24 protein-coding genes are annotated in these 26,513 nt (G+C 56.5%); 6 read left to right on the top strand and 18 right to left on the bottom strand.

Annotated elements, in window-relative coordinates; all coding sequences use genetic code 11:
* Positions 1–15: 15 nt before the first annotated feature.
* Positions 16–1,365 (bottom strand): KamA family radical SAM protein, encoded by a 1,350-nt coding sequence (locus V2S86_RS23415; RefSeq protein WP_004951580.1) that lies wholly within the window; start codon positions 1,363–1,365, stop codon positions 16–18.
* Positions 1,366–1,542: 177 nt separating this feature from the next.
* On the opposite strand from V2S86_RS23415, the gene V2S86_RS23410 reads away from it, so the two are divergent.
* From V2S86_RS23410 to rsmJ, 3 genes are all read left to right on the top strand, one after another.
* Entirely contained in the window at positions 1,543–2,424 is an 882-nt protein-coding gene (locus tag V2S86_RS23410; protein ID WP_004951576.1) for a LysR family transcriptional regulator, read from the top strand.
* 133 nt (positions 2,425–2,557) lie between these two features.
* Positions 2,558–4,600, top strand: a complete 2,043-nt coding sequence (gene prlC / locus V2S86_RS23405) for an oligopeptidase A (RefSeq protein ID WP_330764351.1) — start codon at positions 2,558–2,560, stop codon at positions 4,598–4,600.
* Between the two features lie 7 nt (positions 4,601–4,607).
* Positions 4,608–5,354 carry a 16S rRNA (guanine(1516)-N(2))-methyltransferase RsmJ gene (gene rsmJ, locus V2S86_RS23400; protein WP_330764350.1) on the top strand — a complete coding sequence of 249 codons (747 nt, stop codon included), beginning with the start codon at positions 4,608–4,610 and terminating at the stop codon, positions 5,352–5,354.
* Positions 5,355–5,390: 36 nt separating this feature from the next.
* Here rsmJ and V2S86_RS23395 read toward each other — a convergent pair whose 3' ends face one another.
* The 8 genes from V2S86_RS23395 to uspA form a co-directional block, all read right to left on the bottom strand.
* Positions 5,391–5,990, bottom strand: coding sequence for a KpsF/GutQ family sugar-phosphate isomerase (locus tag V2S86_RS23395; protein ID WP_330764349.1), 600 nt, complete (start codon positions 5,988–5,990; stop codon positions 5,391–5,393).
* Positions 5,990–7,627: an FGGY-family carbohydrate kinase gene (locus tag V2S86_RS23390; protein ID WP_330764348.1), complete on the bottom strand. Its 1,638-nt coding sequence runs from the start codon at positions 7,625–7,627 to the stop codon at positions 5,990–5,992. Before V2S86_RS23390 ends, V2S86_RS23395 begins: the two co-directional genes overlap by 1 nt.
* 29 nt (positions 7,628–7,656) lie before the next feature.
* Positions 7,657–8,610 carry an ABC transporter permease gene (locus V2S86_RS23385; RefSeq protein WP_330764347.1) on the bottom strand — a complete coding sequence of 318 codons (954 nt, stop codon included), beginning with the start codon at positions 8,608–8,610 and terminating at the stop codon, positions 7,657–7,659.
* Between the two features lies 1 nt (position 8,611).
* Complete coding sequence (locus V2S86_RS23380) at positions 8,612–9,601, bottom strand: ABC transporter permease (RefSeq protein ID WP_013814917.1); 990 nt, start codon at positions 9,599–9,601, stop codon at positions 8,612–8,614.
* Entirely contained in the window at positions 9,594–11,093 is a 1,500-nt protein-coding gene (locus V2S86_RS23375) for a sugar ABC transporter ATP-binding protein (protein ID WP_330764346.1), read from the bottom strand. The genes V2S86_RS23380 and V2S86_RS23375 overlap by 8 nt, the downstream gene beginning before the upstream one ends.
* A 100-nt stretch (positions 11,094–11,193) precedes the next feature.
* A complete protein-coding gene (locus V2S86_RS23370) occupies positions 11,194–12,180 on the bottom strand; it encodes an autoinducer 2 ABC transporter substrate-binding protein (protein WP_065506745.1) in 987 nt (328 codons plus the stop codon).
* Positions 12,181–12,519: 339 nt separating this feature from the next.
* Positions 12,520–13,863, bottom strand: a complete 1,344-nt coding sequence (gene gdhA / locus V2S86_RS23365; protein WP_330764345.1) for an NADP-specific glutamate dehydrogenase — start codon at positions 13,861–13,863, stop codon at positions 12,520–12,522.
* A 197-nt stretch (positions 13,864–14,060) separates the two neighbouring features.
* A complete protein-coding gene (uspA, locus tag V2S86_RS23360; protein ID WP_330764344.1) occupies positions 14,061–14,507 on the bottom strand; it encodes a universal stress protein UspA in 447 nt (148 codons plus the stop codon).
* Between the two features lie 613 nt (positions 14,508–15,120).
* Between uspA and uspB the strand changes: the two genes are divergently transcribed.
* Positions 15,121–15,456 carry a universal stress protein UspB gene (gene uspB / locus V2S86_RS23355; protein WP_004951547.1) on the top strand — a complete coding sequence of 112 codons (336 nt, stop codon included), beginning with the start codon at positions 15,121–15,123 and terminating at the stop codon, positions 15,454–15,456.
* 75 nt (positions 15,457–15,531) lie between these two features.
* On the opposite strand, the gene pitA is transcribed toward uspB, so the two are convergent.
* Complete coding sequence (gene pitA, locus V2S86_RS23350) at positions 15,532–17,034, bottom strand: inorganic phosphate transporter PitA (RefSeq protein ID WP_330764343.1); 1,503 nt, start codon at positions 17,032–17,034, stop codon at positions 15,532–15,534.
* A gap of 301 nt (positions 17,035–17,335) precedes the next feature.
* Between pitA and V2S86_RS23345 the strand changes: the two genes are divergently transcribed.
* Complete coding sequence (locus tag V2S86_RS23345; RefSeq protein WP_330764342.1) at positions 17,336–18,532, top strand: NAD(P)/FAD-dependent oxidoreductase; 1,197 nt, start codon at positions 17,336–17,338, stop codon at positions 18,530–18,532.
* A gap of 149 nt (positions 18,533–18,681) precedes the next feature.
* On the opposite strand, the gene V2S86_RS23340 is transcribed toward V2S86_RS23345, so the two are convergent.
* Together V2S86_RS23340 and V2S86_RS23335 are read right to left on the bottom strand one after the other, a co-directional pair.
* Positions 18,682–19,560: a transcriptional regulator gene (locus V2S86_RS23340; protein ID WP_330764341.1), complete on the bottom strand. Its 879-nt coding sequence runs from the start codon at positions 19,558–19,560 to the stop codon at positions 18,682–18,684.
* A 338-nt stretch (positions 19,561–19,898) separates the two neighbouring features.
* Positions 19,899–20,321, bottom strand: a complete 423-nt coding sequence (locus V2S86_RS23335; protein ID WP_330764340.1) for an Lrp/AsnC family transcriptional regulator — start codon at positions 20,319–20,321, stop codon at positions 19,899–19,901.
* A gap of 134 nt (positions 20,322–20,455) precedes the next feature.
* Here V2S86_RS23335 and ctlX point away from each other — a divergent pair, with 134 nt between their 5' ends.
* The gene (gene ctlX, locus V2S86_RS23330) at positions 20,456–21,382 is read left to right on the top strand and encodes a citrulline utilization hydrolase CtlX (RefSeq protein WP_330764339.1); all 927 of its coding nucleotides are present in this window, start codon (positions 20,456–20,458) and stop codon (positions 21,380–21,382) included.
* A gap of 12 nt (positions 21,383–21,394) precedes the next feature.
* Here the strand turns inward: ctlX and V2S86_RS23325 are convergent, their stop codons facing one another.
* From V2S86_RS23325 to V2S86_RS23300, 6 genes are read right to left on the bottom strand one after another with little or no spacing between them, the layout of a single operon-like run.
* Positions 21,395–22,006 carry a helix-turn-helix transcriptional regulator gene (locus V2S86_RS23325; protein WP_330764338.1) on the bottom strand — a complete coding sequence of 204 codons (612 nt, stop codon included), beginning with the start codon at positions 22,004–22,006 and terminating at the stop codon, positions 21,395–21,397.
* A gap of 2 nt (positions 22,007–22,008) precedes the next feature.
* Positions 22,009–23,643 carry a PglL family O-oligosaccharyltransferase gene (locus tag V2S86_RS23320; protein WP_330764337.1) on the bottom strand — a complete coding sequence of 545 codons (1,635 nt, stop codon included), beginning with the start codon at positions 23,641–23,643 and terminating at the stop codon, positions 22,009–22,011.
* A gap of 25 nt (positions 23,644–23,668) precedes the next feature.
* Entirely contained in the window at positions 23,669–24,196 is a 528-nt protein-coding gene (locus tag V2S86_RS23315; RefSeq protein WP_330764336.1) for a fimbrial protein, read from the bottom strand.
* A gap of 10 nt (positions 24,197–24,206) precedes the next feature.
* Positions 24,207–25,151 carry a fimbrial protein gene (locus V2S86_RS23310; RefSeq protein ID WP_330764335.1) on the bottom strand — a complete coding sequence of 315 codons (945 nt, stop codon included), beginning with the start codon at positions 25,149–25,151 and terminating at the stop codon, positions 24,207–24,209.
* Entirely contained in the window at positions 25,129–25,743 is a 615-nt protein-coding gene (locus V2S86_RS23305; protein ID WP_330764334.1) for a fimbrial protein, read from the bottom strand. Before V2S86_RS23305 ends, V2S86_RS23310 begins: the two co-directional genes overlap by 23 nt.
* A gap of 11 nt (positions 25,744–25,754) precedes the next feature.
* Positions 25,755–26,510 carry a fimbrial biogenesis chaperone gene (locus V2S86_RS23300; RefSeq protein WP_442995948.1) on the bottom strand — a complete coding sequence of 252 codons (756 nt, stop codon included), beginning with the start codon at positions 26,508–26,510 and terminating at the stop codon, positions 25,755–25,757.
* Positions 26,511–26,513: the final 3 nt, after the last annotated feature.

Below are 26,513 nucleotides of genomic sequence, written 5' to 3'. Positions count from 1 at the left end.
TCTATTAATAAAAAATCAGATTGAGGTGACGGCGATCCTTACTTCAGATTCTGGCATTATCTGAGTATTGGTTTGCTGTTCGAAAAAGAAATGAGATTCGCCAAATGCAGGTTTTAAGTCATCAAACCATAAGGCGGTTGGATCATATTTTGCATAGAATGGTCGACGTACCCAATCTGGATTACGTGCTTGCAGAAATTGTAATGCAAAGACTTTTTCGCCCGCTATGTCGACTACGCCGTCGATCATTATCTTGCCTGGGAATGCGCTCATTGACGGGCCCCGTACCGTACGCGCCAGCCCAGAAACGGATTTGTACGCTTCTTGGAAAATCTCCCATGCTCGAATTAACGGCATTCCAAAGTAATCATTAGGTCCGGTATCGCGCTCCACAAACATATAATAAGGAATTGCGCCTAATCGGACTCCTGTTGTCCATAACGTCGCCCAGTCTTTGGGATTATCATTGATGTGGCGAATTAAAGGGGATTGCATGCGAACGGTGGCCCCGGTTGAAATAATGCGTTTCAGAGCGCGTTGTGCTACCTCTGGTTGGATTTCGTGTGGATGGTTATAATGCGCCATCAAAGCCAGATTCCGCCCGGAAGCCACTACCTCCTCAAAAATACGTAATACGTCATCCGCATCTTTGTCCGTCAAATAACGCTGTGGCCAATAAGATACAGATTTGGTTCCGATTCGGATATTTTTTATATGACTCAGCTCAGGAACGAGCAATGGTCGAATATAATCACCTAATGCGCGAGCATTCATGATCATCGGATCACCACCGGTAATGAGGATATCCGTGACTTCAGTATGACGTTTGAGATACTCCACCAACATCTGCGAGTTACGTGCCTCGAACTTGAGCTCATCCATGCCTACAAATTGGGGCCAGCGGAAGCAAAATGTGCAGTAAGCATGGCAGGTTTGACCGGCTGAGGGGAAGAAAAGCACGGTCTCTTTATACTTATGCTGAAGGCCGCTCAGTGGCTCATTATCCAATATGGGGACGTTGTGGGTTAGTTGACCCGCTGGATGTGGGTTCATTCGCATGCGAATTTTGTTCACTAGCATTTGAAGTTCTGCATCACCAGCTTGGCGAGTTATTGCATCACTTAGCTGAGAAAACTCTTCGCTTCTTAGCATGTCCTTGTGTGGGAAGGTCAGGCGAAATATCGGGTCATCCGGGATGTTATCCCAATCAATCAGTTCATCAAGAATGTACTGGTTCACACGAAAAGGAAGAACGTGGCTCAATACTTCGACAGAATGACGCATTTCAGAAGTGAAATTCTGCCATTGTGGTGCTTGGTTAATATTGCGTAGCGTATAAGGTTGAAATTTGGTAATGGTTTTCATTTACATCTACCTTCATCACTTTGCCCAAAAAGGCGATAGCATTTCGCCATCGCGTAAAATAAATGTAATAAAAAATATCCAGAAATGTTGATTTAACCGCTAGCTATGTTTACCAAAACGATTCGTGTGATACAATTTCGTTAATGTAATTTCAGAAATAATGAGAGGTTATGGATCATGGGGTATTACCTTGATATACATACCGTCGAGGCATTTCTTAAGGTGGCGGAGTTGAGCAGTTTTACTTTGGCTGCGGAGTCGCTTTGCATCACTCAGGCCGGTGTTACCATTAAAATTCAAAGGCTTGAGAAAATTCTGGGTCAGCCGTTATTCCACCGAACACCCAGGAATGTTTACCTTTCTCAGGAGGGGAAAAGTTTTTTGCCCAAAGCCAGGGCATTGCTGGATGCGCATTTTATTGCGATCAGATCTATAAATATGGCTAATGAGAATAAAGAAATTAACATTGGTATCAGCGATCATGTTATTGACCATCAATTTATGTTTATTCTGACCCAATTAAGACAGCGTTATTCTGATATTTTAATTAAAGTAATTGTAGACGGTTCCTCTTCCATTCTTCAGCAATTTGAAAATAAAAAAATAGACATTGCAATAATCACCCAAGATGGTGATAAAAAAGGTGGCGAATATTTGCGCCAGGAAAGTTATGGTTGGTATGGTGCCATAAATATGATGGCAGAAATAAAAAAATTGCCATTAATTACGCTAAAGGAATCGTGTCGTTTAAGAAAACTCATTATCGATCTGCTTCTTGAACATGGGAAAGATTGGTATGACAGTTTCCAGGGGGGAGGGCTCAACGCTATTCTTGCTGCGACAAAAATGGGGTTAGGTATTGCACCTTTGCCTCTGGGCTTGCTAAGCCCGGTGGATCGGCTGGAGCTGATAGACGTCACCGAACGGTTTAACTTGCCAAAAATACCTTCGGCATCTGTAGTGGTTTACGATAACTGTCTGGATTTGTGTTCTCGCGAGTTGCTGCGCGAACTGGTCTCTCTGATCAAACAGGATGAGAAGCAGCCGCTAACCGCCTGACTCTGCCGACCAAGGCACTATCTATCAACGCCCGGCCATTGATTTTCCCGCTGCTTGGCTCCATGTTAGATATTCATCCGCATTTTAAGGCCTGCCCGCTGCGGCGGGCCCCAACGCTAATCAGGACTGCCCTATGACAAATCCGTTGCTGACACCCTTTTCCCTGCCGCCGTTTTCCGCCATTCGCCCTGAAGATATCGTGCCTGCGGTGCAATCCGCATTGGCCGATTGCCGCGCTGCGGTAGAGCGCGTGGTTGCGCAGCCGGGACCGTTCACCTGGGATAACCTGTGTCAGCCGCTGGCGGAGTCGGACGATCGCCTGTCGCGCATCTGGTCGCCGGTCGGGCACCTGAACTCGGTTAAAAACAGCCCGGAGCTGCGCGCCGCCTACGAGCAGGCGCTGCCGCTGCTGTCTGAATACGGCACCTGGGTGGGTCAGCATGAGGGGCTGTATCAGGCCTACCGCAGCCTGAAAGAGGGCGAAGCGTTCAGCCAACTGACTGCGCCACAGCGCAAGTCGGTGGAGAACGCGCTGCGTGATTTCGAACTGTCGGGCATTGGTCTGTCGGCGGAAAAACAGCGGCGCTACGGCGAGATCGTCGCGCGCCTGTCCGAGCTGGGTTCCACCTACAGCAACAATGTGCTCGACGCCACCATGGGCTGGAGCAAACTGATTACCGACGAAGCCGAGCTGAGCGGCCTGCCGGAAAGCGCGCTGGCACAGGCTCAGGCGATGGCGCAGGCCAAAGAGCAGGACGGCTGGCTGCTGACGCTGGATATGCCGAGCTACCTGCCGGTGCTGACCTACGGCGACAACCGTGCGCTGCGCGAAGAAATGTACCGCGCCTTCGCCACCCGCGCTTCCGATCAGGGGCCGAATGCCGGCAAATGGGACAACAGCGAAGTGATGGCGGAAACGCTGGCGCTGCGCCACGAACTGGCGGAACTGCTGGGCTTCGCCAGCTATGCCGACAAATCGCTGGCGACCAAAATGGCGGAAAACCCGGAGCAGGTGCTCGGTTTCCTGAGCGATCTGGCCAAGCGTGCCCGTCCGCAGGCCGAGAAGGAACTGGCGCAGCTGCGCGCCTTCGCCAAACAGCATTACGGCGTGGATGAGCTGGAAGCCTGGGACATCACCTATTACGGCGAAAAACAAAAACAGCACCTGTTCTCCATCAGCGACGAACAGCTGCGCCCGTACTTCCCTGAACAGCGCGTAGTAGAAGGGCTGTTTGAAGTGGTGAAACGCATTTACGGCATCACCGCCAAAGAGCGCAAGGATGTGGATACCTGGCATCCTGAAGTGCGCTTCTTTGACCTGTTCGATGCCGACGGCGAACTGCGCGGCAGCTTCTACCTTGATCTGTACGCGCGTGAGAACAAACGCGGCGGCGCCTGGATGGACGATTGCGTCGGCAGCCTGCGCAAGGCCGACGGCTCGCTGCAAAAGCCGGTCGCTTACCTGACCTGCAACTTCAACCGTCCGTTGGGCGACAAACCGGCGCTGTTCACCCATAACGAAGTGACGACGCTGTTCCACGAGTTCGGCCACGGTCTGCACCATATGCTGACCCAAATCGATACCGCCGGCGTCTCCGGCATCAGCGGCGTGCCGTGGGATGCGGTCGAGCTGCCGAGCCAGTTTATGGAAAACTGGTGCTGGGAGCCGGAAGCGCTGGCCTTTATCTCCGGCCATTACCAGAGCGGCGAGCCATTGCCGAAAGAGATGCTCGACAAGCTGCTGGCGGCCAAAAACTACCAGGCGGCGCTGTTTATCCTGCGCCAACTGGAGTTCGGCCTGTTCGATTTCCGCATGCACGCCGAGTACAGCCCGGAAAAAGGTGCGCAAATCCTGCCGACGCTGGCGGAAGTGAAGAAAATGGTGGCGGTGGTGCCTTCACCGAGCTGGGGCCGTTTCCCGCACGCTTTCAGCCATATCTTTGCCGGCGGTTACGCGGCGGGTTATTACAGCTATCTGTGGGCGGAAGTGCTGTCTGCCGATGCATACTCGCGCTTTGAGGAAGAGGGGATTTTCAACGCCGAAACCGGTAAATCCTTCCTCGACAACATCCTGTCGCGCGGCGGTTCGGAAGAGCCGATGGAACTGTTCAAACGCTTCCGTGGCCGTGAGCCGCAGCTGGATGCTATGCTGCGCCATTACGGCATTAAAGGATAACTCACCGGTGAGTGTGTGTTTATTGTGTGAAGAAGGCGCCGATCCCGGCGCCTTGTCTATTCTGGCGGAGCGCTGGCAGTTAACGTCGGACGACGACGCGCCGATGGCGCTGGTGTTGACGCCGCAACGGCTGGAGCTGCGCAAACGCGACGAACCCAAACTGGGCGCGATTTACGTCGATTTCGTTTCCGGCACGCTGGCGCATCGGCGCCGTTTCGGCGGCGGGCGCGGTGAGGCGGTGGCGAAGGCGGTCGGCATCAAGGGCAATTACCTGCCGGAGGTGGTGGACGCGACAGCCGGGCTGGGGCGTGATGCCTTTGTGCTGGCTTCGCTGGGCTGCAAGGTGCGGATGCTGGAACGCAATCCGGTGGTGGCGGCGCTGTTGGATGACGGCCTGCAACGCGGCTATCAGGATGCGGAAATCGGTGCGTGGCTGCGCGAGCGTTTGACGCTGCTGCATGCCTCCAGTCTGACCGCGCTGACCGGCCTGGATCCTCGGCCCGACGTGGTGTATCTCGATCCCATGTATCCGCACAAGCAAAAAAGCGCGCTGGTGAAGAAAGAGATGCGGGTATTTCAGTCGCTGGTGGGCAGCGATGACGACGCCGACGGCCTGCTGGAGCCTGCGCGCCGCCTGGCGACCAAGCGCGTGGTGGTGAAGCGGCCGGATTACGCACCGCCGTTGGCCAACGTGCCTGCACACGCGGCCAGCCTGACCAAAAGCCACCGCTTCGATATTTATATGCCGTTGTAAGCCGATTCCCAGGGGGCGAAAATCTTCGCCCCGCTGTTATTCCTGCTCGCGCAGGCTCTTCCCGACGTCACCGCCCGGATGTACCGCCAGCAGGGTTTCCTTGCTGTAGCCGCTGCGTTCCATCAGGCAGGCGCAGGCGGCATCGAAAATCGCCAAAACCAGCACGATAGACGTAGTTGCCAGCATATTCAGCGGATCTATCTCGTTTTCGACCCCGGTGCGGATCACCAGCTGCGCCGCATGGGCGATCGCCGAATCCGGATTCTCCGTCACGCCAATCAAGGGTACGCCTTTGGCCTGCAGCGTCGGCAGCAGGCGGGTCAACTCGTCGGAATTGCCGCCGCGCGAAATCAAAATCATCAGATCATCGCCGCGCAGAAAGCCCAAATCGCCGTGCGCCGCGTCGGTGGCGTTCAGGTAGATGGCCGGTCGTTCCACGCAGGCTAGCATATGGGCAATCTTGCGCGCCGCAATGCCGGAGGTGCCGACGCCGGTGACCACAATCTTGCCCTTGCACGCCGCCAGCAGCGTCAGCAGCCGCTGCCAGGTGGGGGCGTCGATGCGTTGGCTGAGTTGCGCCAGTTCGCGGCTATAGACGGCCCAGGCTTCAGTCGCTCGCTGCCATTCCTGCTGCATCAGGCTTCCTCCTGCATCAGCCGGCGGTATTTCATATGGTCGTTATACAGTTCATGGAACACGCGGTATTTGCGGTCATAATAGCTTTTTATTTTGTTGGTCTGCGGCGTGACTGTTTTACCGATGCGGCTCATGGCGCTCATCGCTTCCGGCAACGTGTCGAACACGCCCGCCGCCACGGTACCCATCATCGCGCCGCCCAGCAGCATCGCTTCGCTTTCCTCCGGCAGCAGCATGGCGCAGCCGGTGGCGTTGGCGTGCTCCTGCACGAAGATCGGGTTCTTGGTGCCGCCACCGCTGGCCATAATGGTGTCGATGCTGTAGCCGCTTTGATTCATGGTTTCGATAATATGGCGGGTACCGAGCGCGATAGCCTGGATGGTCGCCAGATAGTGCAGCGCCATGTCTTCCGGGGTGCGCGACAGTTTCAGCCCGGTCAGGGTGCCGGTCAGCGTCGGATTGGCGCGCGGCGAACGGTTGCCGTGGAAATACGGCAGCATGTGAATATCCTGGGTCAGGAAGGCGATATTTTCCGGTTCGCCGGCCATGCGGCGCAGCAGGGCGTTCAGCACCTCATAGATGGTCTGCCCCTGGGTTTTCGCTTGCGTCAGCAGATCCTGATAGCACGGATGAGACTGGATCACATGGTCAATCAGCGCGCCGGTAGCGGACTGGCCACCTTCGTTCAGCCAGTATTCCGGCAGAATTGCCGAGTAATACGGCCCCCACACGCCGCCGATAAAGCGCGCGGTGCGCGACATCGCCATATGGCCGGTAGACGTGCCGCCGATCAGCGCGACGCGGCGGTTAAAATCCGCCACTTCACCGGAAACCCCGGTGGCGCCCAGCGTACCGAGGGTGCCGGCATGAGCGTCGATGATCGACACGCTGACCGCCGTACCGGCAATCAGGCCCATCTCGCCGGCGGCGCGCTGCGTCAGGCCGTGGCCCAGCGGTTCGCCCATCATTTTCACGTCGCTGCCGATCTTGGCGGCGTCGTGTTCCAGCACGTCTTCCAGCCCAATCTGTTTGAAATAGCTTTTGTCCCAGCGCTGCTCATGGCCGAGGTAAGTCCATTTGCACACCGTCGAACACAACGAACGGGTGGCGTCCTGGGTAGCGCGCCAGGTGAGGAAATCCGGCAGGTCAAACAGGTAGCCGGCATTGGCCCAGGTGGTCGGCATATGCTGTTTCAGCCACAGCATTTTGGGGGTTTGCATCTCCGGCGAGATGATCCCGCCGACGAAGTCCAGCACCCGGTGTTTGGTGGCGTTGATGCGCTCGGCCTGAACGATCGCCCGGTGATCCATCCACACGATGATGTTCTGCTCGGTGCGGCCGGACGGGCTGACGGTCAGCGGCTGGCCTTCTTTATCCAGCACCACCAGCGAACAGGTGGCGTCGAACCCCAGTCCTTTGACCTGAATCGGGTTGATGTCGGCCTGGTTGACCGCATCGCGCACCGCGCTGCACACCGCTTGCCAGATATTGTCCGAAGACTGTTCGACAAAGTCCGCCTTCGGGCGGTACAAATCGATGGGCCGGCTGGCCTGCCCGACCATGCGGCCGTTGAGATCGAATACCCCTGCGCGTGCGCTTCCGGTGCCTACATCTACGCCAATAAAATAACTCGCCATTGTTTTCTCCTAAGGGTTGTGTCCGCAACCTAGCTTTTTCGATTCTGTAATGCGATAAACAGGATCAGCACACCGCCCCACAGGGCCATGGTCAGATAGCTGCTGACGCCCAGCAGGTTGAGGCCGCTTTCCAGCATTTGCAGCACGATCAGCGCCAGCACCAGCCCCAGTATGCGGCCGAAGCCGCCGTCCGGATTAATGCCGCCCAGCACCGAGGCCAGAATGGTCACCAGCAGGTAGGACTCGCCGTAACCCGCCTTGGCCGAGTTGAACTTGGCCATCATCAATAGGGCTGCGCCCCAGCCGAGCAAGGCGGACAGGATATACACCGCGATCTGCACCCGGGCGGTATTGACCCCGCTAAAACGGGTGGCCTGTTCGTTGGAGCCGATCAGGTACAAACTGCGGCCCAGCGTGGTGTGCTCCAGCAGCAGCCACAGGCCGACGGCCACCAGCAGGAACAGCAGCAGCGCCACCGGAATGCCGAGCAGGCTGCCGTTGCCGAGGTACTGAATTACCGCCGGGAAGCCGGAGATCACCGCGCCGTTGGACAGCAGGATATTCAGGCCGGTGATCAGCGTCATGGTGCCGAGCGAGGCCAGAATCGGCGAAACGCCGATCCAGGCGACCAGCACGCCGTTAAGCGCGCCGATCGCAACCGCGACCAGCAGCCCGGCCAGCAGCGCCAGCGCTAAAAACAGCGGTTGATCCGGATGACTGACGATAATTGCCGCCATCACCAGCGAGCAGGCGTTGGCACCGGCGATAATCGACAGATTAATGCCGCCGGTCAGCATGGTAATGCCCATTCCGAGTGCCAGCATGCCGAGGATCGGCAGTTGCGAGGCGATCGACTGGAAGTTGCCGACGCTGAAGAAACGCGATCCGAGCAGCCCGGCAAACAGCAGCGCCACGGCGATGATGATCGCGCTTTGCAGGCGGATGATCCGATCGTTCGGGATCAGGCGAGTTAGCGAATTCATGTCATAGCTCCTTGGCCAGCTTGCGTTTTTCATTCCAGGCGGTGCTGCTGATGCTGATCAAAATGATCGCGCCGCTGAACACCTGGTGCCAGTAAGCCGACACGCTGAGCAGCGTCAGGCCGTTTTGCAGGAACGCCAGCAACACGACGCCAAGCAGCGTGCCGGTCAGCGAGCCGCGGCCACCGGTCATGCTGGTGCCGCCGAGCACCACCGCCGCCAGCACCGTCAGCTCAAAGCCGAGCAGCGAGTTGGGCGCTACCGACTGGGTGATTTGCGCTTGAACCACCGCAGCGATACCGGCCAGAATGCCCATGTAGCCATAAACGTAGAAGTGCAGCCGCAGCAGGTTTAACCCCAGGCGCGACGCCGCATCGCGGTTGCCGCCCATGGCGAAGATCTGGCGGCCGAGGCGGGTAAAGTTCATCAGCACGCCGGTGACGATCACCACCGCCAGCAGGCACAGCAACGGCAGCGTCAGGCCGTAGTCGTAGCCATCGGCACCCTGGAACGAAAACCAGTTGATGCCGTCCATAAACCAGTCCGGGAAACCGTACAGCCAGGTGCCGTTGGTGGCGTACACCAGCAGGCCGTAGAACAGGTTCAGGGTGGCGATGGTGATGATGATGGCCGGCACTTTCAGCCAGTACACCAGAAAACCGTTCACCAGCCCGAGCAACAGGCCGACGCCCATCGCCAGCACGAATGCCAAAGGGAAACCGCCGCCGTGCTGGATAACCCAGGTCGCCATCACGTACTGGGCGATGGCGGTGATGGCCGGGAACGAAATGTCGATGCCGCCGGCAATCAGCACCACGAACAGGCCGCAGGCGAGAATGCCGAGAATGGCGTAGCTGGTGGCGACGTCGGTCAGGTTGCCGAGCGTCAGGAACTCGCTGGTGCCGACGCTCAGGCCAATGGCCAGCAGCAACACCAGCAGGCCCAGGTAAAATTCGTGCCGGCCGGCCAGGCGGGCCAGTAATGACTTATCCATTCACCACCTCGGCGATCTGTTGTTCGGTGCTGTGGTGCGGCGAAAACTCGGCGATCAGTTCGCCTTTGCGCATCACCATCACCCGATGGCTGTTGTAATAGGCTTCCGGGATCTCGTCGCAGATCATCAACACCGCCATGCCGAGCTCGGCCAGATCTTTGGCGATCTGGTAGATCCCCTCTTTGTTGGCGATATCCACCCCGACGGTGGGCGAGTCGAGGATCAGGATCTTCGGCCGAGTCGCTACCCACTTGGCGATGGCGATACGCTGGGCGTTGCCGCCGGACAGGGTTTTGACCGGCAAAGCGCTGTCGGACACCTTGATGTTCAGGTCGCGGATCAGCCGGTTGACCAGCTCGGTCGCTTTGGCGTGATCCAGCAACCCAATCGGGGTATGCAGTTGATCAAACACCGTGACGATGGTGTTGTCGTAGATCGACTGCTCCATGATCAACCCCTGGGTCAGACGATCTTCCGACACGTAGCCGATGCCGTGGCGCACCGCATCGCGGTTGTTGTGCAGCCGCACCGGTTGGCCGTCGATTTTGATTTCACCGCTGTCCGGGTGCGTCATGCCGAACAGGCTGAGGCATAGCTCGGTGCGGCCTGCGCCGAGCAGCCCGACGATCGAGACTATTTCGCCGCCGCGCAGCGAAAGATTGATGTCCCGGTATTTGCCGCGTCGGCTGAGGTTGCAGACCTCGAGCAGCGGGGCGGTATCGGCTGGCGGGCGCGCCGGTAGTTGGCTGTAGTGGAAGCGTTGGCCGGTCATCAGGAACGCCAGTTCGTGGCTGTCGAGCTGGCTTGCCGGGTAAGTGCCGACCAGCTTGCCGTCGCGCATTACGCTGATACGGTCGGCGACTTCCATCACCTCATCCAGGCGGTGGCTGACGAATACCACGCAGATGCCCGTGGCTTTCAGCTCGTTGACCACCCGCAGCAGGCCGTTGACCTCCTGACGCGTCAGCGATGCGGTAGGCTCGTCCATAATCACCAGCCGCGCTTCGGCGGCAATGGCGCGGCAAATCGCTACCAGTTGGCGATCGGCAATCGATAGTTTTTCCACTTTTTTATCGGGATCGATATGCACCCCGACGCGCGCCATGGCGTCCAGCGCGGTCTGGCGCATCACCTGCTTGCGCACCCAGAAATGGCCGCCGGGCAGATAGCGATGAATGGCGATATTTTCCGCCACCGTCAGATTGGGGAATAACGACAGGTCTTGATAAATTACCTGAATACCGTAATAGCCGGAGAGCTGCGGCGTCAGGGAATGAAAGAGTTTGCCTTCCAGCGAAATATTGGCGCCTTTTTCCGGCTGATAAACCCCGGAAATAATTTTAATAATGGTGCTTTTGCCGCAGCCATTTTGTCCGGCCAGGCAATGCACTTCGCCAATATTCAGCGTCAGGTTGATCTGGTCCAGTGCCAGCACGCCTGGGAATCTTTTGCTGATATTCTCCAGGGTGATAAATGCGGTGGATGTGGTCATAGCGTTAACCTGTGCTGGTTTTTATTATCCTAAGGTCGCAGCAGGCGCTGCGCCTTAGGTTATTGAATAACTTTCCCGGTGTGGCGAATATTAATTAAGGTTAAAAACCTAGCGATTTGGCATTATCTTTGGTCACTTCAAGAATTTTATTAAACCGAATCACTTTTTTATCCATATCGACGTCGGCTTTGCCCAGGCCTTCGATCGACAAGTCTTTGGTCACTTCCTTGCCTTGCAGCAGTTGGTCGGCCACCGTCACCAGCGCATAGCCGGCGTCTTTCGGATCCCACAGCAGCGCTTTCTTGATATCGCCGCGCATCAGGTAAGGGGCGGCCTGCGCCGGCATGGCGATGCCCACCACGGCGATTTTGTCCTTGGCGCGCTTCTTGGCGACCGCCTGGCCGGCACCGATCGGGCCGAGGGAGCCAAAACCGATAATGCCTTTCATCTGCGGATAGGTTTTCATCAAGTCCAGCGTGGTGGCGTAGGATTTATCGATGCTTTCCGCCACCGGCAGGCGCGAAGTGACTTCGAACATGTCCGGGTATTTGGCTTTCTGGTATTTGATGGCGGAATCGGCCCAGGCGTTGTGCAGCGGCACGGTCAGCGAGCCGACGTAAATGGCGTAGCCGCCTTTGCCGCCCATATCTTTAGCCAGCTCATCAACGTTGGCCTGTGCATACTTCTCGCTGTCGATGGTTTCGATGTCCCACTGACCGATCTGCTGATCCGGGGATTCATGGGTCAGTACCACGATGCCTTTCTCGCGCGCTTTTTTCAGCACCGGCTCCAGCACCTTGGCGTCGTTTGGCACCACGATGATGGCGTTAACGTTTTTGGCGATCAGGTCTTCAATCACTTTGACCTGTGCGGCCGGGTCTGGCGTGGAAGGCCCGGTTTGGTAAGCGTTGACGTCGAGCTTTTTGGCTGCGTCGTTTACGCCCACTTCCATACGGTTGAACCAGGGAATGCCGGTCACTTTGGCAACCACGGCGATCTCGTACTTTTCAGCGGCAAAAGCAGGTGTTGTCGATAACATGCACGCAGAAACCACACATGCATTTAATAATGCGAGGTTAAATTTCATTTCGCTGTACCTTTTTTATCTGTAGGGGTGGCTGTTTTTCCACCAGTGCAGATTACAAAGGAATGGAAGAGGGGGCGTAACCGAAGTTGGGGAAATGTGATCTACGCACATTGAGGTAAAATTATGACGGTTTAAATGTTAATTAAATGTTTAATAATCTTGTGGTGGTAATATTACTACGGAAAATCATCATTTATTTAACAAAGAAAATCATATTCATTTACATTAATGCAACCATTCAGGGGTGGGAACGCCGTTTTTGGGCGATAAAAATGCCGGCAGGAGAGCCGGCATTGAAGCATTTAACGGATATGTGAACAAGATCACCTTAAGGGCGGGTTACAGCACACCCTGTGCCAGCATGGCGTCGGCAACCTTGACGAATCCGGCGATATTGGCGCCATGCACGTAGTGAGTTTGTTTCCCTTCACCGCCGTATTCGACGCAGGCTTGATGAATATCCGCCATGATATGTTGTAAACGTACATCCACTTTTTCTGCCCGCCAGCTGATGCGCGCGGCATTCTGCGCCATCTCCAGCCCGGACGTGGCCACGCCGCCGGCGTTGGCGGCCTTGCCCGGGGCAAACAGCACGCCGGCGTCCAGGAACGCATCGGTAGCCTGAATGGTGGTGGGCATATTGGCACCCTCGGCCACGGCTTTGACCCCGTTGCGGATCAGCAACTGTGCGGCTTCCAGATCCAGTTCGTTTTGGGTCGCGCACGGCAGGGCGATATCCACCGGCACGCTCCACGGCTGCTGCCCGGCCAGGTAGGTCAGACCGCGTTCGCGGGCGTAATCTTCCACCCGGCCATAACGCTGATTCTTGATTTCCGCCAGATGGGCCAGCTTCTCGGTGGTGAAACCGGCTTCATCGACCACGGTGCCGCCCGAGTCAGATGCGGTGATCACGCGCGCGTCCAGTTCCAGCGCTTTCTCGATGGCATACTGCGCCACATTGCCTGAGCCGGAAACGGCGACCCGCATTCCCTCAAAGCCCAGCCCGTGGCGTTGCAGCATGGCGTCGGTGAAATAGACCAACCCATAGCCGGTGGCCTCGGGCCGGATCAAACTGCCGCCGAACGACAGCCCCTTGCCGGTAAACACGCAGGCGGTGTTGTTGGACAGTTTTTTCATCATGCCGGTCATAAAGCCGACTTCACGGCCGCCAACGCCGATATCCCCGGCGGGCACATCGGTATCCGGACCAAGATGGCGGTACAGCTCCGTCATCAGCGACTGGCAGAATCGCATGATCTCCGCCTGGCTTTTGCCTTTCGGATCGAAATCCGACCCGCCTTTACCGCCGCCCATGGGCAAGGTGGTCAGCGCATTTTTGAAGGTCTGCTCGAAGCCGAGGAATTTCAGAATCGATAAATTCACCGACGGATGAAAGCGCATACCGCCTTTATACGGCCCGATGGCAGAATTGAACTGCACGCGCCAGGCGCGGTTAACCTGCACCTGGCCGCGATCGTCCACCCAACTGACGCGGAACTGGATGGCACGCTCCGGCTCAACCAGCCGCTCCAGCAGCGCGTGTTCGCGATAGCGCGGGTTGCGTTCGATAAACGGCCACAGCGAGGTGAACACTTCTCTTACCGCCTGCAAATATTCGGGCTGGTGGGGATTGTGGTGCTGTAACGAGGACAAAAACGACTCTACCGATACGGCATTTTCCATGGATAACTCCTTTTAGCATTAATGTTCCCCCACTATTTTTATAAATATTGGTATGAATAAAGCCTGGGGGATGATGTTGTGTCTTTAGCGACTATATCACTGGAGGGCGGTTGATTATCAAGCGATTAATGATGGCGGCAGAACGAAAAACGCCCGCAAGAGGCGGGCGTTGGCGAGCTAAGTTTGCGAGCGCTTACTTAATCTTCGACGCTGTCTTCTTCATCGCGCAGCGGCACAATCAGCATGTCGATATGCACGGTGTTGATCAGCTGGCGCGCAGAGGACATCAGCTTACTCCAGAAATCCTGGTGGTGGCCACACAGCACCAGGTCCATGTCGTATTTCTTGATGGCATCGACCAGCACCTGCGCCAGATCGCCGCTGCCGCTCAGGGTTTCGGTAATCGGGTAACCGGCATTTTGCGAAAGCTCGGTCAGCGCATGGTGGGTTTCCTCAGAAATACGCTTTTGCATATCGCCGAGATTAACGTCGATCAGGCCGGTATACAGGTCGGAATAGTTAACATCTACGTGGATCAGGGAAACTTTGGCGTTGTACGGCCGCGCCATAGATACGGCTTTCTCCACCAGAATTTTGCTCTCCGGGGACAGGTCTACCGCAATCAGAATGTGTTTGTAAGCCATGAGAATACTCCTTCCATATAATGCCGATTAAAAGGTTAGCAGGCATTTCAGCGTACCAGCCTGGCGCTTTAGGTTTACCTGCATTTTATCATTCAGATAACACAATGATATGTTGGGGCGATCACAGTGTGTTGCATCAAAAAATCTCTTCATCTCTATCCCGTCAGTTTTACACCCGCCGGGTTGAAAATCCTATCGTTACTGGGGTTATTGGCCGTTTGACCGCTTGAAACATAAGCATTCTTAAACAGAGTATAGCCCCAAATGCCCATCGGGCCGTGGAAAAGACCTGGAGCGGTGGGCAGGGCGGTTATCGCTTATAACCAATCGATGGATGACAAATAGGCAGGTTGCGGTAAATTTTATCTACTGCTCAGGCCAGTTTACGTTTCATTCACCTACAATAATGAGTATGGGCCTTACCTTTTTCCTCTGAGTCAGATCGCGCTGCAGGTACCTTGCCTGGCCGGCTTGTTTCAGAGGCTGTGAGGTATGCGCGGCCCGAGCGGTAAAAAGGGGATCGGAGCGGTAGGCTCCCGCAGTAATGGGCATCGAGGTAGGGCAGTTGGACCCGGCGGAGCGCCGTGGATAACAACGCCTTGAGGGGGCAATCATGATCAGTACCGTCGCGCTGTTTTGGGCTTTGTGTGTGGTGTGTGTGGTAAACATGGTGCGGTATTACTCTTCTCTGCGTGCGCTGCTGGTGGTGTTGCGCGGCTGCGATCCGCTGCTGTACCAATACGTCGACGGCGGCGGTTTCTTTACTGCCCACGGTCAGCCGAGCAAGCAGCTGCGGCTGGTGCGCTATATCTTCTCGCAGCGCTACGTCGAGCATCACGATCCGGAGTTTATCCGCCGTTGTGAGCGGGTGCGCGGGCAGTTTATGCTGACTTCCGCCCTGTGCGGATTGGTGGTAGTCAGCCTGCTGGCGCTGATGATCTGGTATTAAAACCGGGCGGTTTCCCTTGCTACGGACAAAAAAAAGGCGGCCACATCGGGCCGCCTTTCTCATGGAACAAGCTGCTTAGATAACCTGAAGCGCCAGCCAGTACAGTGAACCGGAAAGCAGAATCGAAATCGGCAGGGTCAGTAACCAGGCCAACAGGATATTCTTCACGGTTTTACTTTGTACGCCGCCGCCGTCCACGATCATCGTCCCGGCAACCGCCGAAGAGAGCACGTGGGTGGTGGAAACCGGCATACCGGTGTAGCTGGCCACACCGATCGACAAGGCCGCGGTCATCTGAGCCGACACGCCCTGAGCGTAGGTCATGCCCTTCTTACCGATTTTCTCGCCGATGGTGGTGGCAACGCGCTTCCAGCCAACCATGGTGCCGAGTGACAGCGCCAGAGCAACCGCAACGATAATCCACAGCGGTGCATACTCAACGGTTTGCAGCAGATCCTGACGCAGGTTCTTCAGGAAACGCTGGTCCGCGGCGGAGGTTTCCGGCAGTTTGGCGACCTTGTCTGCGGTATCCGTTACGCACATCAGCAGGCGGCGCAGATGGCTGCGCTGTTCTACCGTCAGTTGATCGTAACTTTGCAGATTGTTCAGCAGGCCCTGCGTCAGCTCAATCGCCGGCATGGCGCGGGAACTGTCGCAGTGGAACTCGGTCGGCTTATTCGGCGAAACCTCGTCTTCCGGGCTTGGTACCAGCGGCGTCAGGGACACCACGTGTGACAAGGCATCGCCGTGCTGCTGGTAATATTGCTGCAGGTGGGTCACGGCATCACGCGTACGGGTGATGTCATAGCCGGTTGCATTCATATTGACCACGAAGCCGGCCGGCGCAACGCCGATCAGCACCAGCATGATAAGGCCGATGCCTTTCTGGCCGTCGTTGGCGCCGTGCGAGAAGCTGACGCCGATAGCCGACAGGATCAGTGCGATACGGGTCCAGAACGGCGGCTTGCGTTTGCCGTCGACCTTTTCACGTTCCGCGGGGGTCATGTGGATACGCTGGCGTTTCTTGTTGCCGCTCCAATAGCGGCGCAAGGCAAACACCATCAGCCCGGCGACCATCATGCCGACCAGCGGCGAGATGAGCAATGACAGGAAAATACCGATCATTTTCGGGACGTTAAGCGCATCCACCACCGAGGTGTGGGTCATCAGTGCGTTGGTTAAACCAACACCGATAATTGCGCCAATCAGCGTGTGGGAGCTGGAGGCCGGCAGACCGAAATACCAGGTGCCGAGGTTCCAGATAATCGCCGCCAGCAGCATGGAGAAGACCATGGCTAATCCGTGCGCTGAACTGACGTTCAACAACAGATCGGTAGGCAGCAGATGAACAATGGCGTAAGCAACACTCAAACCACCGAGCATAACGCCAAGAAAGTTGAACAAGCCCGCCATCACGACCGCAAGTTGCGAGCGCATGGCACGGGTATAGATTACTGTAGCGACCGCATTGGCCGTATCATGAAAGCCGTTGATGGCCTCATAAAACAACACGAACAACAATGCGAGAATTAACATCAGGCCGGTATGGAAATCCAGGCCAGCGAACAAATGCAGCATAAGCGTTACGCCAGTTTGTGGACATGAACGCCGCGCATTATCAGTGACAACCGGGGCCGGGGAAAAGGAAAATATGACGTTTTTTTGATTTGAACATGACGAAACGATGGCACTGATATGACAAAGGTATGAAATATCAGAACCTTATGCTGATAAGTGCGCTGTAATATTTTCTTACTATGGCGCTGGCGGCGGCATGGCTTTACAATCTGCCGCCGTAAAGTTGTCGGTTACCGGTAGCGATTCGGCGTAATATGGCGGCCTTTTGTCGCGATTGTGGTTTTTATTCAGAGAGGCGCAGGTGGAACAGTTTGATGTCGTGGTAATAGGTGCGGGCGCAGCGGGCATGTTTTGCGCCGCTCAGGCAGGGCAACTCGGTTGCCGGGTGCTCCTGCTCGATAACGGCAAAAAACCGGGTCGCAAAATCCTGATGTCCGGCGGTGGACGCTGTAACTTTACTAATATGTATACCGAACCGGCCGCTTACCTGTCGAACAACCCGCATTTCTGTAAATCGGCGCTGGCGCGTTATACCCAGTGGGATTTTATCGATCTGATTAACCGCTACGGCATCGCCTATCACGAGAAAACGCTGGGGCAGCTGTTTTGCGATGACTCTGCGCAGCAGGTGGTCGAGCTGCTGGTTAAAGAGTGCGAGTTGGGCCAGGTGACGACGCGGCTGCGCAGTGAAGTGCTGAGCGTGGAAAAAACCGAAGCCGGTTTCGAACTGGCGCTGAATGGCGATAAAGTGAGCGCTCGCTCACTTGTGGTGGCCAGCGGTGGGCTTTCCATGCCGGGACTGGGCGCGTCGCCGTTCGGCTACAAGCTGGCGGAGCAGTTTGGCCTGAAGGTGCTGCCGACCCGCGCCGCGCTGGTGCCGTTTACCCTGCACAAACCGCTGCTGGAACACCTGCAAACGCTGTCCGGCGTCTCCGTACCGGCGGTGATCACCGCCGAAAACGGCGTCAGCTTCCGCGAAAGCCTGCTTTTCACTCACCGTGGCCTTTCCGGCCCGGCGGTATTGCAGCTTTCCAGCTACTGGCAGCCTGGTGAGTTTGTGAGCGTTAACTTACTTCCTGCACTCGATCTGGCGGGCTTCCTTAATGAGCAACGCCAGGCACACCCCAACCAAAGCCTGAAAAATACCCTGGCGCTGCACCTGCCGAAGCGCCTGGTGGAGTGCCTGCAAACGCTGGGGCAATTGCCGGAAGCCACGCTGAAGCAGCTGAACCCCACGCAACAGGCCGCGCTGGTCGAAACCTTGCAGGATTGGCGCGTGCAGCCGAACGGTACCGAAGGTTATCGCACGGCGGAAGTGACGCTCGGCGGCGTGGACACCAAAGAGCTCTCTTCCAAAACGATGGAAGCCGGCAAGGTGCCCGGCCTGTACTTTATCGGCGAAGTGGTGGATGTGACAGGGTGGTTGGGCGGTTACAACTTCCAGTGGGCCTGGAGCTCGGCCTGGGCTTGCGCTCAGGCGCTGGCGGCGCGGGGATAATAAGGATGATTGTTGCTCCGTAGCCGGGTGACAATCGATCCGCTTGTTCGGGATAGCATTCCCGGGCGCGGCGTTTTGCGGCAGGCGCATGCGGTCGGTGCGATGCCGTGAGGCCCGGGGGATCGGGAGGTTTTAGTCAGCGAATGATTTTAGGGCATCAATGTTCGACCCAGAGCGACTATTTCACACCACTGTTTTTTATAATTCCACCTCGGATTATCCATTCCCAGGGAGTACATCATCTTTACGCCTTTTTGATGGCATAATTCTTTTGCCAACTTGATGTTCATATACATAAGAACACTTCCTACGCTGAGGTTCGCATAGGTTTGGTCAACGCCGCCATTATGGCAATCAAAGAAAACCCACTCCCTGCATTCTGCTTTAAATACCAGGTCGTAAGCACAAGGCTTGCCATTTATTAACAATACATAACCAAATAACAGGTGGCGTAATTTACTAAAGACCTCCAACAGGACCTCCTCAGAATAACACGCTAATGTTTCCCCCCATCTTTTTTTGAAAAGCGAGATGTAAATATCGGCTAGTGCCCTATCGGAAAAATGGTCAATTGATAAACACTCCCCGCCGCTACTTATGAATTTATCGAATTCCCCAAGCCTTTTCTTATGCGTTTTTTTGGAAAAATCATCTTTGACCCGGCAGGTCTTTCTTTTTAACCTTTCCCAATGAATGCAGTTGTAAAAATCCCCTTTATGATAAGAAGATAACTGTTTGGTTTTAAAAGGCATAACAATCTTACCGCTGCCTTTTTTAATCGGAATGATGATGTCATCAAAAAAAAACGGATATCCACTCACCTTAAGTGAAAGGTTACCCTTTAGAGAAAAGGCTGCAGATATAACCGAACCTTTCTTTTTGTAACTATAGAAATCAGGAAAAACAAGCCGCTGACTTAAGAATTCAATCACGTCAGGGTGAGTACATACACTTCCCCCAAAGAGAAAATAGGCCTCCCTGTAGGCTTCAGGGGTTGTCGGCTCCCAACCAAAAACAGTTTTCTTCATATAATTTTTTACATTTATTGCCGAAAACAACAATGTAATGTCACGCAACCAAACGACAGCCAAACGAAAAGTGCATGATGTATGGATAGCAGGGATAATTCCCGAGCAGCAAATCCCCGACCATTTATCACTCTACCGTGACGCAAAGCGGCCAGCGGTGATCTGCCGCATTTAGGAACCGCCGGGTACAGCGATACGCGGCAGCGGTGGATCCCCCCGGTAGCCCCGGTATCGATCGCCTCTGGCTGGGAAATATCGTGGCGCGGTTGCTGCAAAATCCTACGCGGCGCTGATAGTGGAAATGCCGGAGGCGAGGTTCCGCTCCCGCTGATGGCGCGTTATGCCTTGTGCGTCGACAGCTGGATGCTGGTTTCGGTGTTGGAAATACCGGCGATACGCCGGATACGCCCCAGAATTTTATCGAAACTCTCCAGGCTGTCGGTGCGGATCTCCAGCAGAATGTCCCACTTACCGTTGGTGGTGTGCAGGGTGAACACCGCCGGTTCGCCGCGCAGCTGTTGCAACACGCTTTGCGCCTTGGTGCCTTCCACCGCCACGCACATCCAGGCGCGAATGCGGTTATGTTCCACGCCCGGTTTCACGCGAATGGTGTAGCCGGTAATGATCCCCTGCGCTTCCAACGCCTCAATTCTTTTTTGCACCGTCGCGCGCGACACCCGGACCTTATTGGCTATCTCGGTCACCGAGCTGCGGGCGTTTTCGCGCAGCAGCGCGAGGATGTGGCGATCGGTATCATTCATGGTGGCAAAGTGTCGGCTGGTGGTGGCGATGTGTAAAAATATAGAGCAATGTAGTCATTTTTCACACTGCCTCGCGCCAAATTGATTTTCCATAATAGGGTCGCGTTATTCCCCCGATCCCTGTGAGAAATATCATGCAAACCACCCAATCCGTTTTGATGATTCGGCCTTCCGGCTTTGCCGCGAATAAACAGACCCAGCACAGCAATTTTTTTCAGAAGGCCATGCAACGCCATGAACATCACGCAGCCGGGGCAGTAACCGCCTTTAACGGCTACGTTGACGCCCTGCAACAGGCCGGTGTCGACGTGAGGGTGATGGATGATATCGACGGGCAGGAAACGCCGGACGCATTATTCCCGAATAACTGGATTGCGCTGCTGGGCGACGGCAGCCTGTTCACTTTCCCGATGGAAGCGGAAAACCGACGACGGGAACGCCGCCAGGATATTATCGCGCAGCTCGCCAAGGATTTCGTGATTGAACGGCGTATCGATCTTTCGGCCCACGAACGGGTCGGGCGCTTCCTGGAAGGCACAGGTTCGCTGATCCTGGATCACCCTAACAAGTTGGCTTATGCCTGCCTCTCGTCACGCAGTTCTCCAGAGGTGGGGCGCGAATTTGAGCGCCATTCCGGCTATAAAATTATCTGGTTCGACGCCGTAGATCGCCATAATCAGCCGATTTATCACACCAACGTGATGATGAGCGTCGGCGCGCGCTACGCCATTCTCTGCCTGGAAAGCCTGCGGAGTCCGGAACAAAAAAGCGCGCTGATCGCCAGGCTGCAAGGCAGCGGCAAAACCCTGATTGACGTCAGCTACGCCCAGATGGAGGCCTTCGCCTGCAACGTGCTGGAACTGCGCGCCAAAGACGGCAGCCCGGTTTACGCCATGTCGACCCGCGCCTGGGCCAGTTTTACGCCGCCGCAGCAGGCGCTGATTGGCGGCTACGCCCGGCTGGCGCTGGGGAAGCTCGATATTATCGAAGATCTCGGCGGCGGTGGCGCACGCTGCATGCTGGCGGAGATCTTTCTGCCAAAGAAACGCGCTCTGGCCTGATCCCAGGCCGTTTCAGTTCAGCCCCATCTGATTAAGCAGCATTTTGTTAAGTTCGGTATTTTTGCGCACGTTCAATTTACGCATTGCCGAACGCTTGTGGGCGCTGATGGTTTTCTGGCTGCGGTGCAGCATTCCGGCGATAGTACAAGCGGACATGCCGGTACTCATCAGTTTCAGCACCTTCTTTTCGCAGCTGCTCAGGGCGGCGATGCGGCACTGCCGGCATTTCCAGATGGCGCTGGCGTGCAGCGCCATCCAGGGTTGCCGGCAAAAGCGTTCCAGTGCCATCTGCAGTTTGTTGCGGACGGTAGCGGCGTCATCGCGGCGGTTAATGCTGAACAACGCCGGGTGGGCGTGCAGATAACGGGTGTCGCGATCGTCGAGGATCAGCACGATCATTTGCCGATGGCGCGGCGTCTGGTACGGGCTTTGGTAGCAACTGGCGCAGCCGCATTGGTCTTCCAGTGTGTGGAACACGATCTCGATCGGCTCCAGGTTGCGCAGCTCGTGCAGATGCCCGCGGCGGCTGTGATTCAGGTCGTGCAGATACTCTTCCAGCAGCTGCCGTAATCCCTGTTGATAAAAGATATCGCTGCCCAGCGGGGTGAACCGGATATTAAGCATAGTTACTCCTTAAAACGCACATCGTGCGGGAACAGCCGGCGTGCCTGACGTTGCAAATCCTTCGTCCGCTGCGGCTGTTGCAGCAACCGGCTGGTTACCATCAGGTTGACGTAGATATTGGCGTCCGGCCGCACACGGATTTCATTTTCCGCCCAACGCTGGTAGCTCAGCAGCGCGGCCGGATCGCGGGTGCGCGGGTATTGCAGCAGCCGTTGCAACTGGATGTCGTAGTCGTAACGCACCTGCCAGGGCGTCGGCGTCATCACCCGGCTCATGGCGGCAAATTGCCGCAGACCGGTTTTTTCTACGGCAGTAATAATCACAGCGCTGTGCAGGCCGTTGATCAGATACGGCAACGCCAGCGCGGCCACGCCGGCGGCGAGCAGCCGCAAGGTGAGCTGCGGGCGCGGCGACAGGCGCAGGCGGCAACGTACATCGCCGGCGCGCAGAATCGCCAGCAGCAGTACGGCGTGTGCGGCGGAAAGATAAAGCGGGTATTCCACCATCATGTGCAGCAGAATCGGCAACGCCGCCAGCCAGGGTGCGGGCCGCAGCGGCAGCGCGCAGGTGCGTCGCAGCAGGCGCCATAATCCCCAGCCGATCAAGGCAATGCCGCTCAGGCTCAACAGGCCGCCTTCGATGCCCCACAGCAGGATCTCGTTGTGCGGATGGCTGATGCTGACGCTTTCCATACCGCTGCGGTGGGTGGTGTAGAAGTGATGCAGGAAATCGTGCTGAAAATGGCCATAACCCCAGCCGAGCCACGGGCGTTCGGCGATCATGCGCAGCGCTTCCTGCCAGTAGGTCAGGCGGTAGAAAATCGGCTCCGTCACGGTGAGCGCCCGCGTTGCGCCGTTAAGCGTGATCAACAGCAGGCCGGCGGCTATTCCGGCAAGCAACAGCAGCAGGGCGGCGGTGGCGCGGCGGCGATTAAGCCGGTACAGCATAAACAGTTGCAGCGGCGACAGCACAACGGCCGCCAGCAGGCCAATGCGTGAGGCGATCACGATCAGTAACAGCGGCGCCAGCACCAGCATACCGCCCGTCAGCCATTGCACGCCCCGGCGCAGCGGGCGCCGGTTACTCACCAGGTACAGTGCCAGCGCCAGCCCGGTAGCCATAAAGCTGGCCATCAGGTTCCACTGTTGGAAGATGCCGTAAGGGCGGTTTTTCACGGTGTTGTAGCCCATGGCGTTACCCGGCTCCAACAACCCGTACTGTACCAGGCCCAGCAGCGCCTCGAGCAGCGTCGCCGCCAGCAGTAAAATCAGCAGCCTGCGTCGCCGCAGACGGTCGAGCGGTATCTGCAACAGCGCGAAGTAGGCGGCGACGCCCAGCGTCAGCCCCAACAGGCGTGGCAGAGCTTCGCTCAGCCAGGGATTTTTCGCCCACAGCAGCGGCAACAATAAAATCAGAGCGCCCGGTGCCAGCCGGTTGAAAAAACCGGACACGGCCAACGGCGGCCGGCTCAACAGCATCGCGCCGAAGATAAACAGGGCGATAAATATGCCGCCGACCAGATTCCACGGCAAATAAAAACCGCTGCCGCCGCGATTGGGCCAATAAATATGCATGGCGATCAGGCAATAGCATGCCGCCAGCCCGAATAACCCGGCCGTTTTGTTGTTGGATATCATCACGCTTTCCTGAAGCTCGGCCTTATTATTGATAAGCCAGCACAAAATTGGCTACCGAGCTGAATTCACCCTCGGTAATGGTTTTATTCTGTATCGCGCTGGGGTGGCCTTGCACATAGGCGGTGAAATTCAACATGGTGGCGCCGTCCTGCAAGGCCACCGCGCTGGTGGCCCGGTTCAAATCAATGTCGGCGCCCTTGCCGTCAAACAGCGCGATGGCGGCGCCGTGGGTGCCGTTATTGATCGCCAGTTTGCCAGGCAGTTCGTGGTCTTCGGTGCCGCTGAAGGTGACGTTGACGGATTGGTACACCGCCGTTTTGCAGTCGGTCAGCTTGATGCTGAACGGCACCGGATTGCTGTGGCCATAGCGATACAGGGTTTTGACGATCACCGTGTCCATTTCCACCACCTGATCGGCCGATTGCGGCTCAATATTGCACGGCCGGTTCACCACGGTGCCGAAAAAATCAATTTCCTTACCCGCCGCTGTCGCGATGGCGGGAAATAAATAACCGGCGCCGCACAGCGTCGTTAAAATAATGAGTTTTTTCATTTGCCTGCCATTAAATATAGTTAATCAGCAATATGATGGTTTTACGGAAATCCCCCTCTTGCCCCTCACCGGTTGCCTGTAAGGAAGCGGTATAGGATTTCTGTACCTGATCGCGGCCATTCATATCGGCAAAGCCGGAAAACTGGTTGTATTTAATCCATTTCGGATTGGAGTTGTCGAAAATGCGCAAGGCTGAACCGTTGTCCATATTCAAACCGGTGGCGTCGACCAGCGAGCCATTTTTCACCATAAAGTTAGCGTCCAGCGCGAAATTGTCGCTACAGCCGTTTTTACGGATCAGCACGGTAAAATCTTTGCTCGCCACGGTACCGGCGTTGGCTTTCCAACTGGGAATATTGCCAAAATCGACGCCTTCCGGCGTGGTCAACTCTACCGATGCCGAGCACTGAATGACCTGTATTTTGTCCATTCCGGTCAGGGTGAAGCGGTAGTTTTTACCCGGCTTATTGTTGATGCCCTTCACGCCGTCGAGCTGGAATACCGAAATCTGGCTGGCACCGCCCGGCGTGATCTCGCCGGTTTTCTGCAAATAAACCTGATAGTTCACGTAGCCCAGTTGCTGCTGGTTTGGCTTGCGGAACATGTCGGTTTGCGCCCGGGTATTCAGGATGCCGAGATCGGTACCGTTATAAATTACCCCCATCGAAATACCGGCGGCGATCGGTTTGTTGTCCGGATTGGGGTAGAAATAAACCCATTCCCCTTGCGGTACGCTCGGGTAGCCCCAGCACACCACACCACGGCTCATCGGCTGCGACGTCCACAGCCGGCTGCCGATCGGCAGGGTAGCGGGGATCTTCAATTGACCAATGTCTTCGTTTTCTTCGGTAATGCCATTGGCGGTGTTCAGATGGCACTCCAGCGCCTGAGCGCCGAACGGGGCGAGCAGGCAGGCCAGCAACAGGCCGGGCTTATAAATAGACCAGTTGGACATGTACCACTCCTGTAAATTGGCTTGCCTGCGTGTATTTTTGCGTCGATTCGATCTGCGCGCTGAACCACAGCGTGTTGCTGCCGGGCTGCAGAATGTAGGGCCGGCTTCGCTGGTTGAGCGACAGCGCGCGGCCTTGTTGGTCGGTCAACCGCAGGCCGATGCCCTGTACGCCGTCGTTGAGTTTCAGCAAGTCCGGATTATTCACGTCGCTGTCGCCGAGAAACACCAGCGTAACGGCCTGCTCACCCTGCAAATAGAGCCGCCCGGCATCGCCGTTGCGTTGGCCGGTGGGGTTATCCGCCAGCGCTTTGGCCCCGAGCAGACAGTTGCGGAAGGCGAGGCGAAAGCGCACCGGCGCGCTCCGATCGCCGGCATTCTGGAAGTCACGCGCGTTAACCTCACCCAGATCGATCGTCTGATCCCGGCTGTCCGGCGTCAGGCTGCACGGGGAGCTGAGCAGACCGCCGAAAAAGCTGACGGTGCCGGTAGTGCCTTCAACCACGTCAAGCTGCGTTGCCGCCGCCGCGCTGCCGCTAAACAGCAACGCGCCGAACAACAAGGGCCGCAGGCGGCCGCCGATGAATTCAGCCATGCGGTATCTCCTTATTTTTTCGCATCCGGCGCGGCGGTACAGAGGGTGCCGTTGCACTGGAATCGCAGCTCGGGGTGGCCACCGTAGTCATTGATGTAGGTGACGACAAAGCTGTTCAGGCCGTTGTCGCGCAGCTTCACGCTTTCGCTGGATTTCGGTTTCAACATCACGGGTTCGAAGTCGCTTATCGCGCCGCCGCCCAGTTTCTGCGGCTGGCGGGTGATGCCGGTCAGGGTGATATAAAACGGCGTAGGGTTTTCGATGGTGAACCCGCCGGCGCTTTTGCGGAACACCAGCTTCTCCTGCCACACCTCGCCTTTGGGCGCGACGATGGCCTTCGGCCGGTAGAACAGCTTGATCTGGGTTTGCAGAGCCAGCTGCATCACGTTGGTTTTACTGCTTTTCGGCGGGATTTCACGCAGGTTGAAATAGAACACCGATTCGCGATCCTGCGGCAGGCGATCGGCCTCCGGAGTTTTGGTGATGCGCACTACGCTGCGTTCGCCGGCTTCTACCCGTTGCAACGGCGGCAGTACCACCAGCGGCGAGGTGATTTTCTGGTGCCGATCGTTTTCCAGCCAGGATTGCGCAAGGAAAGGCAGCTCCTTATTTTCGTTGACGATATTCAGGCTGATGGATTTCGCGTCACCGACGTAGATGGCGCGGGTGCGATCCAGCGAGATCGCCGCGTTGACGGCCGGAGCCGCGCCGGCCAATGCCAGCCCCAGAGCGGCCATTTTTGCTAACGGATAGTTGTTCATAGTCATCAA

Source organism: Serratia sp. C2(1) (assembly GCF_036352655.1).
GTDB classification, from domain to species: Bacteria; Pseudomonadota; Gammaproteobacteria; order Enterobacterales; family Enterobacteriaceae; genus Serratia; species Serratia inhibens.
This window is presented reverse-complemented; position numbering and strand designations above follow the sequence as displayed.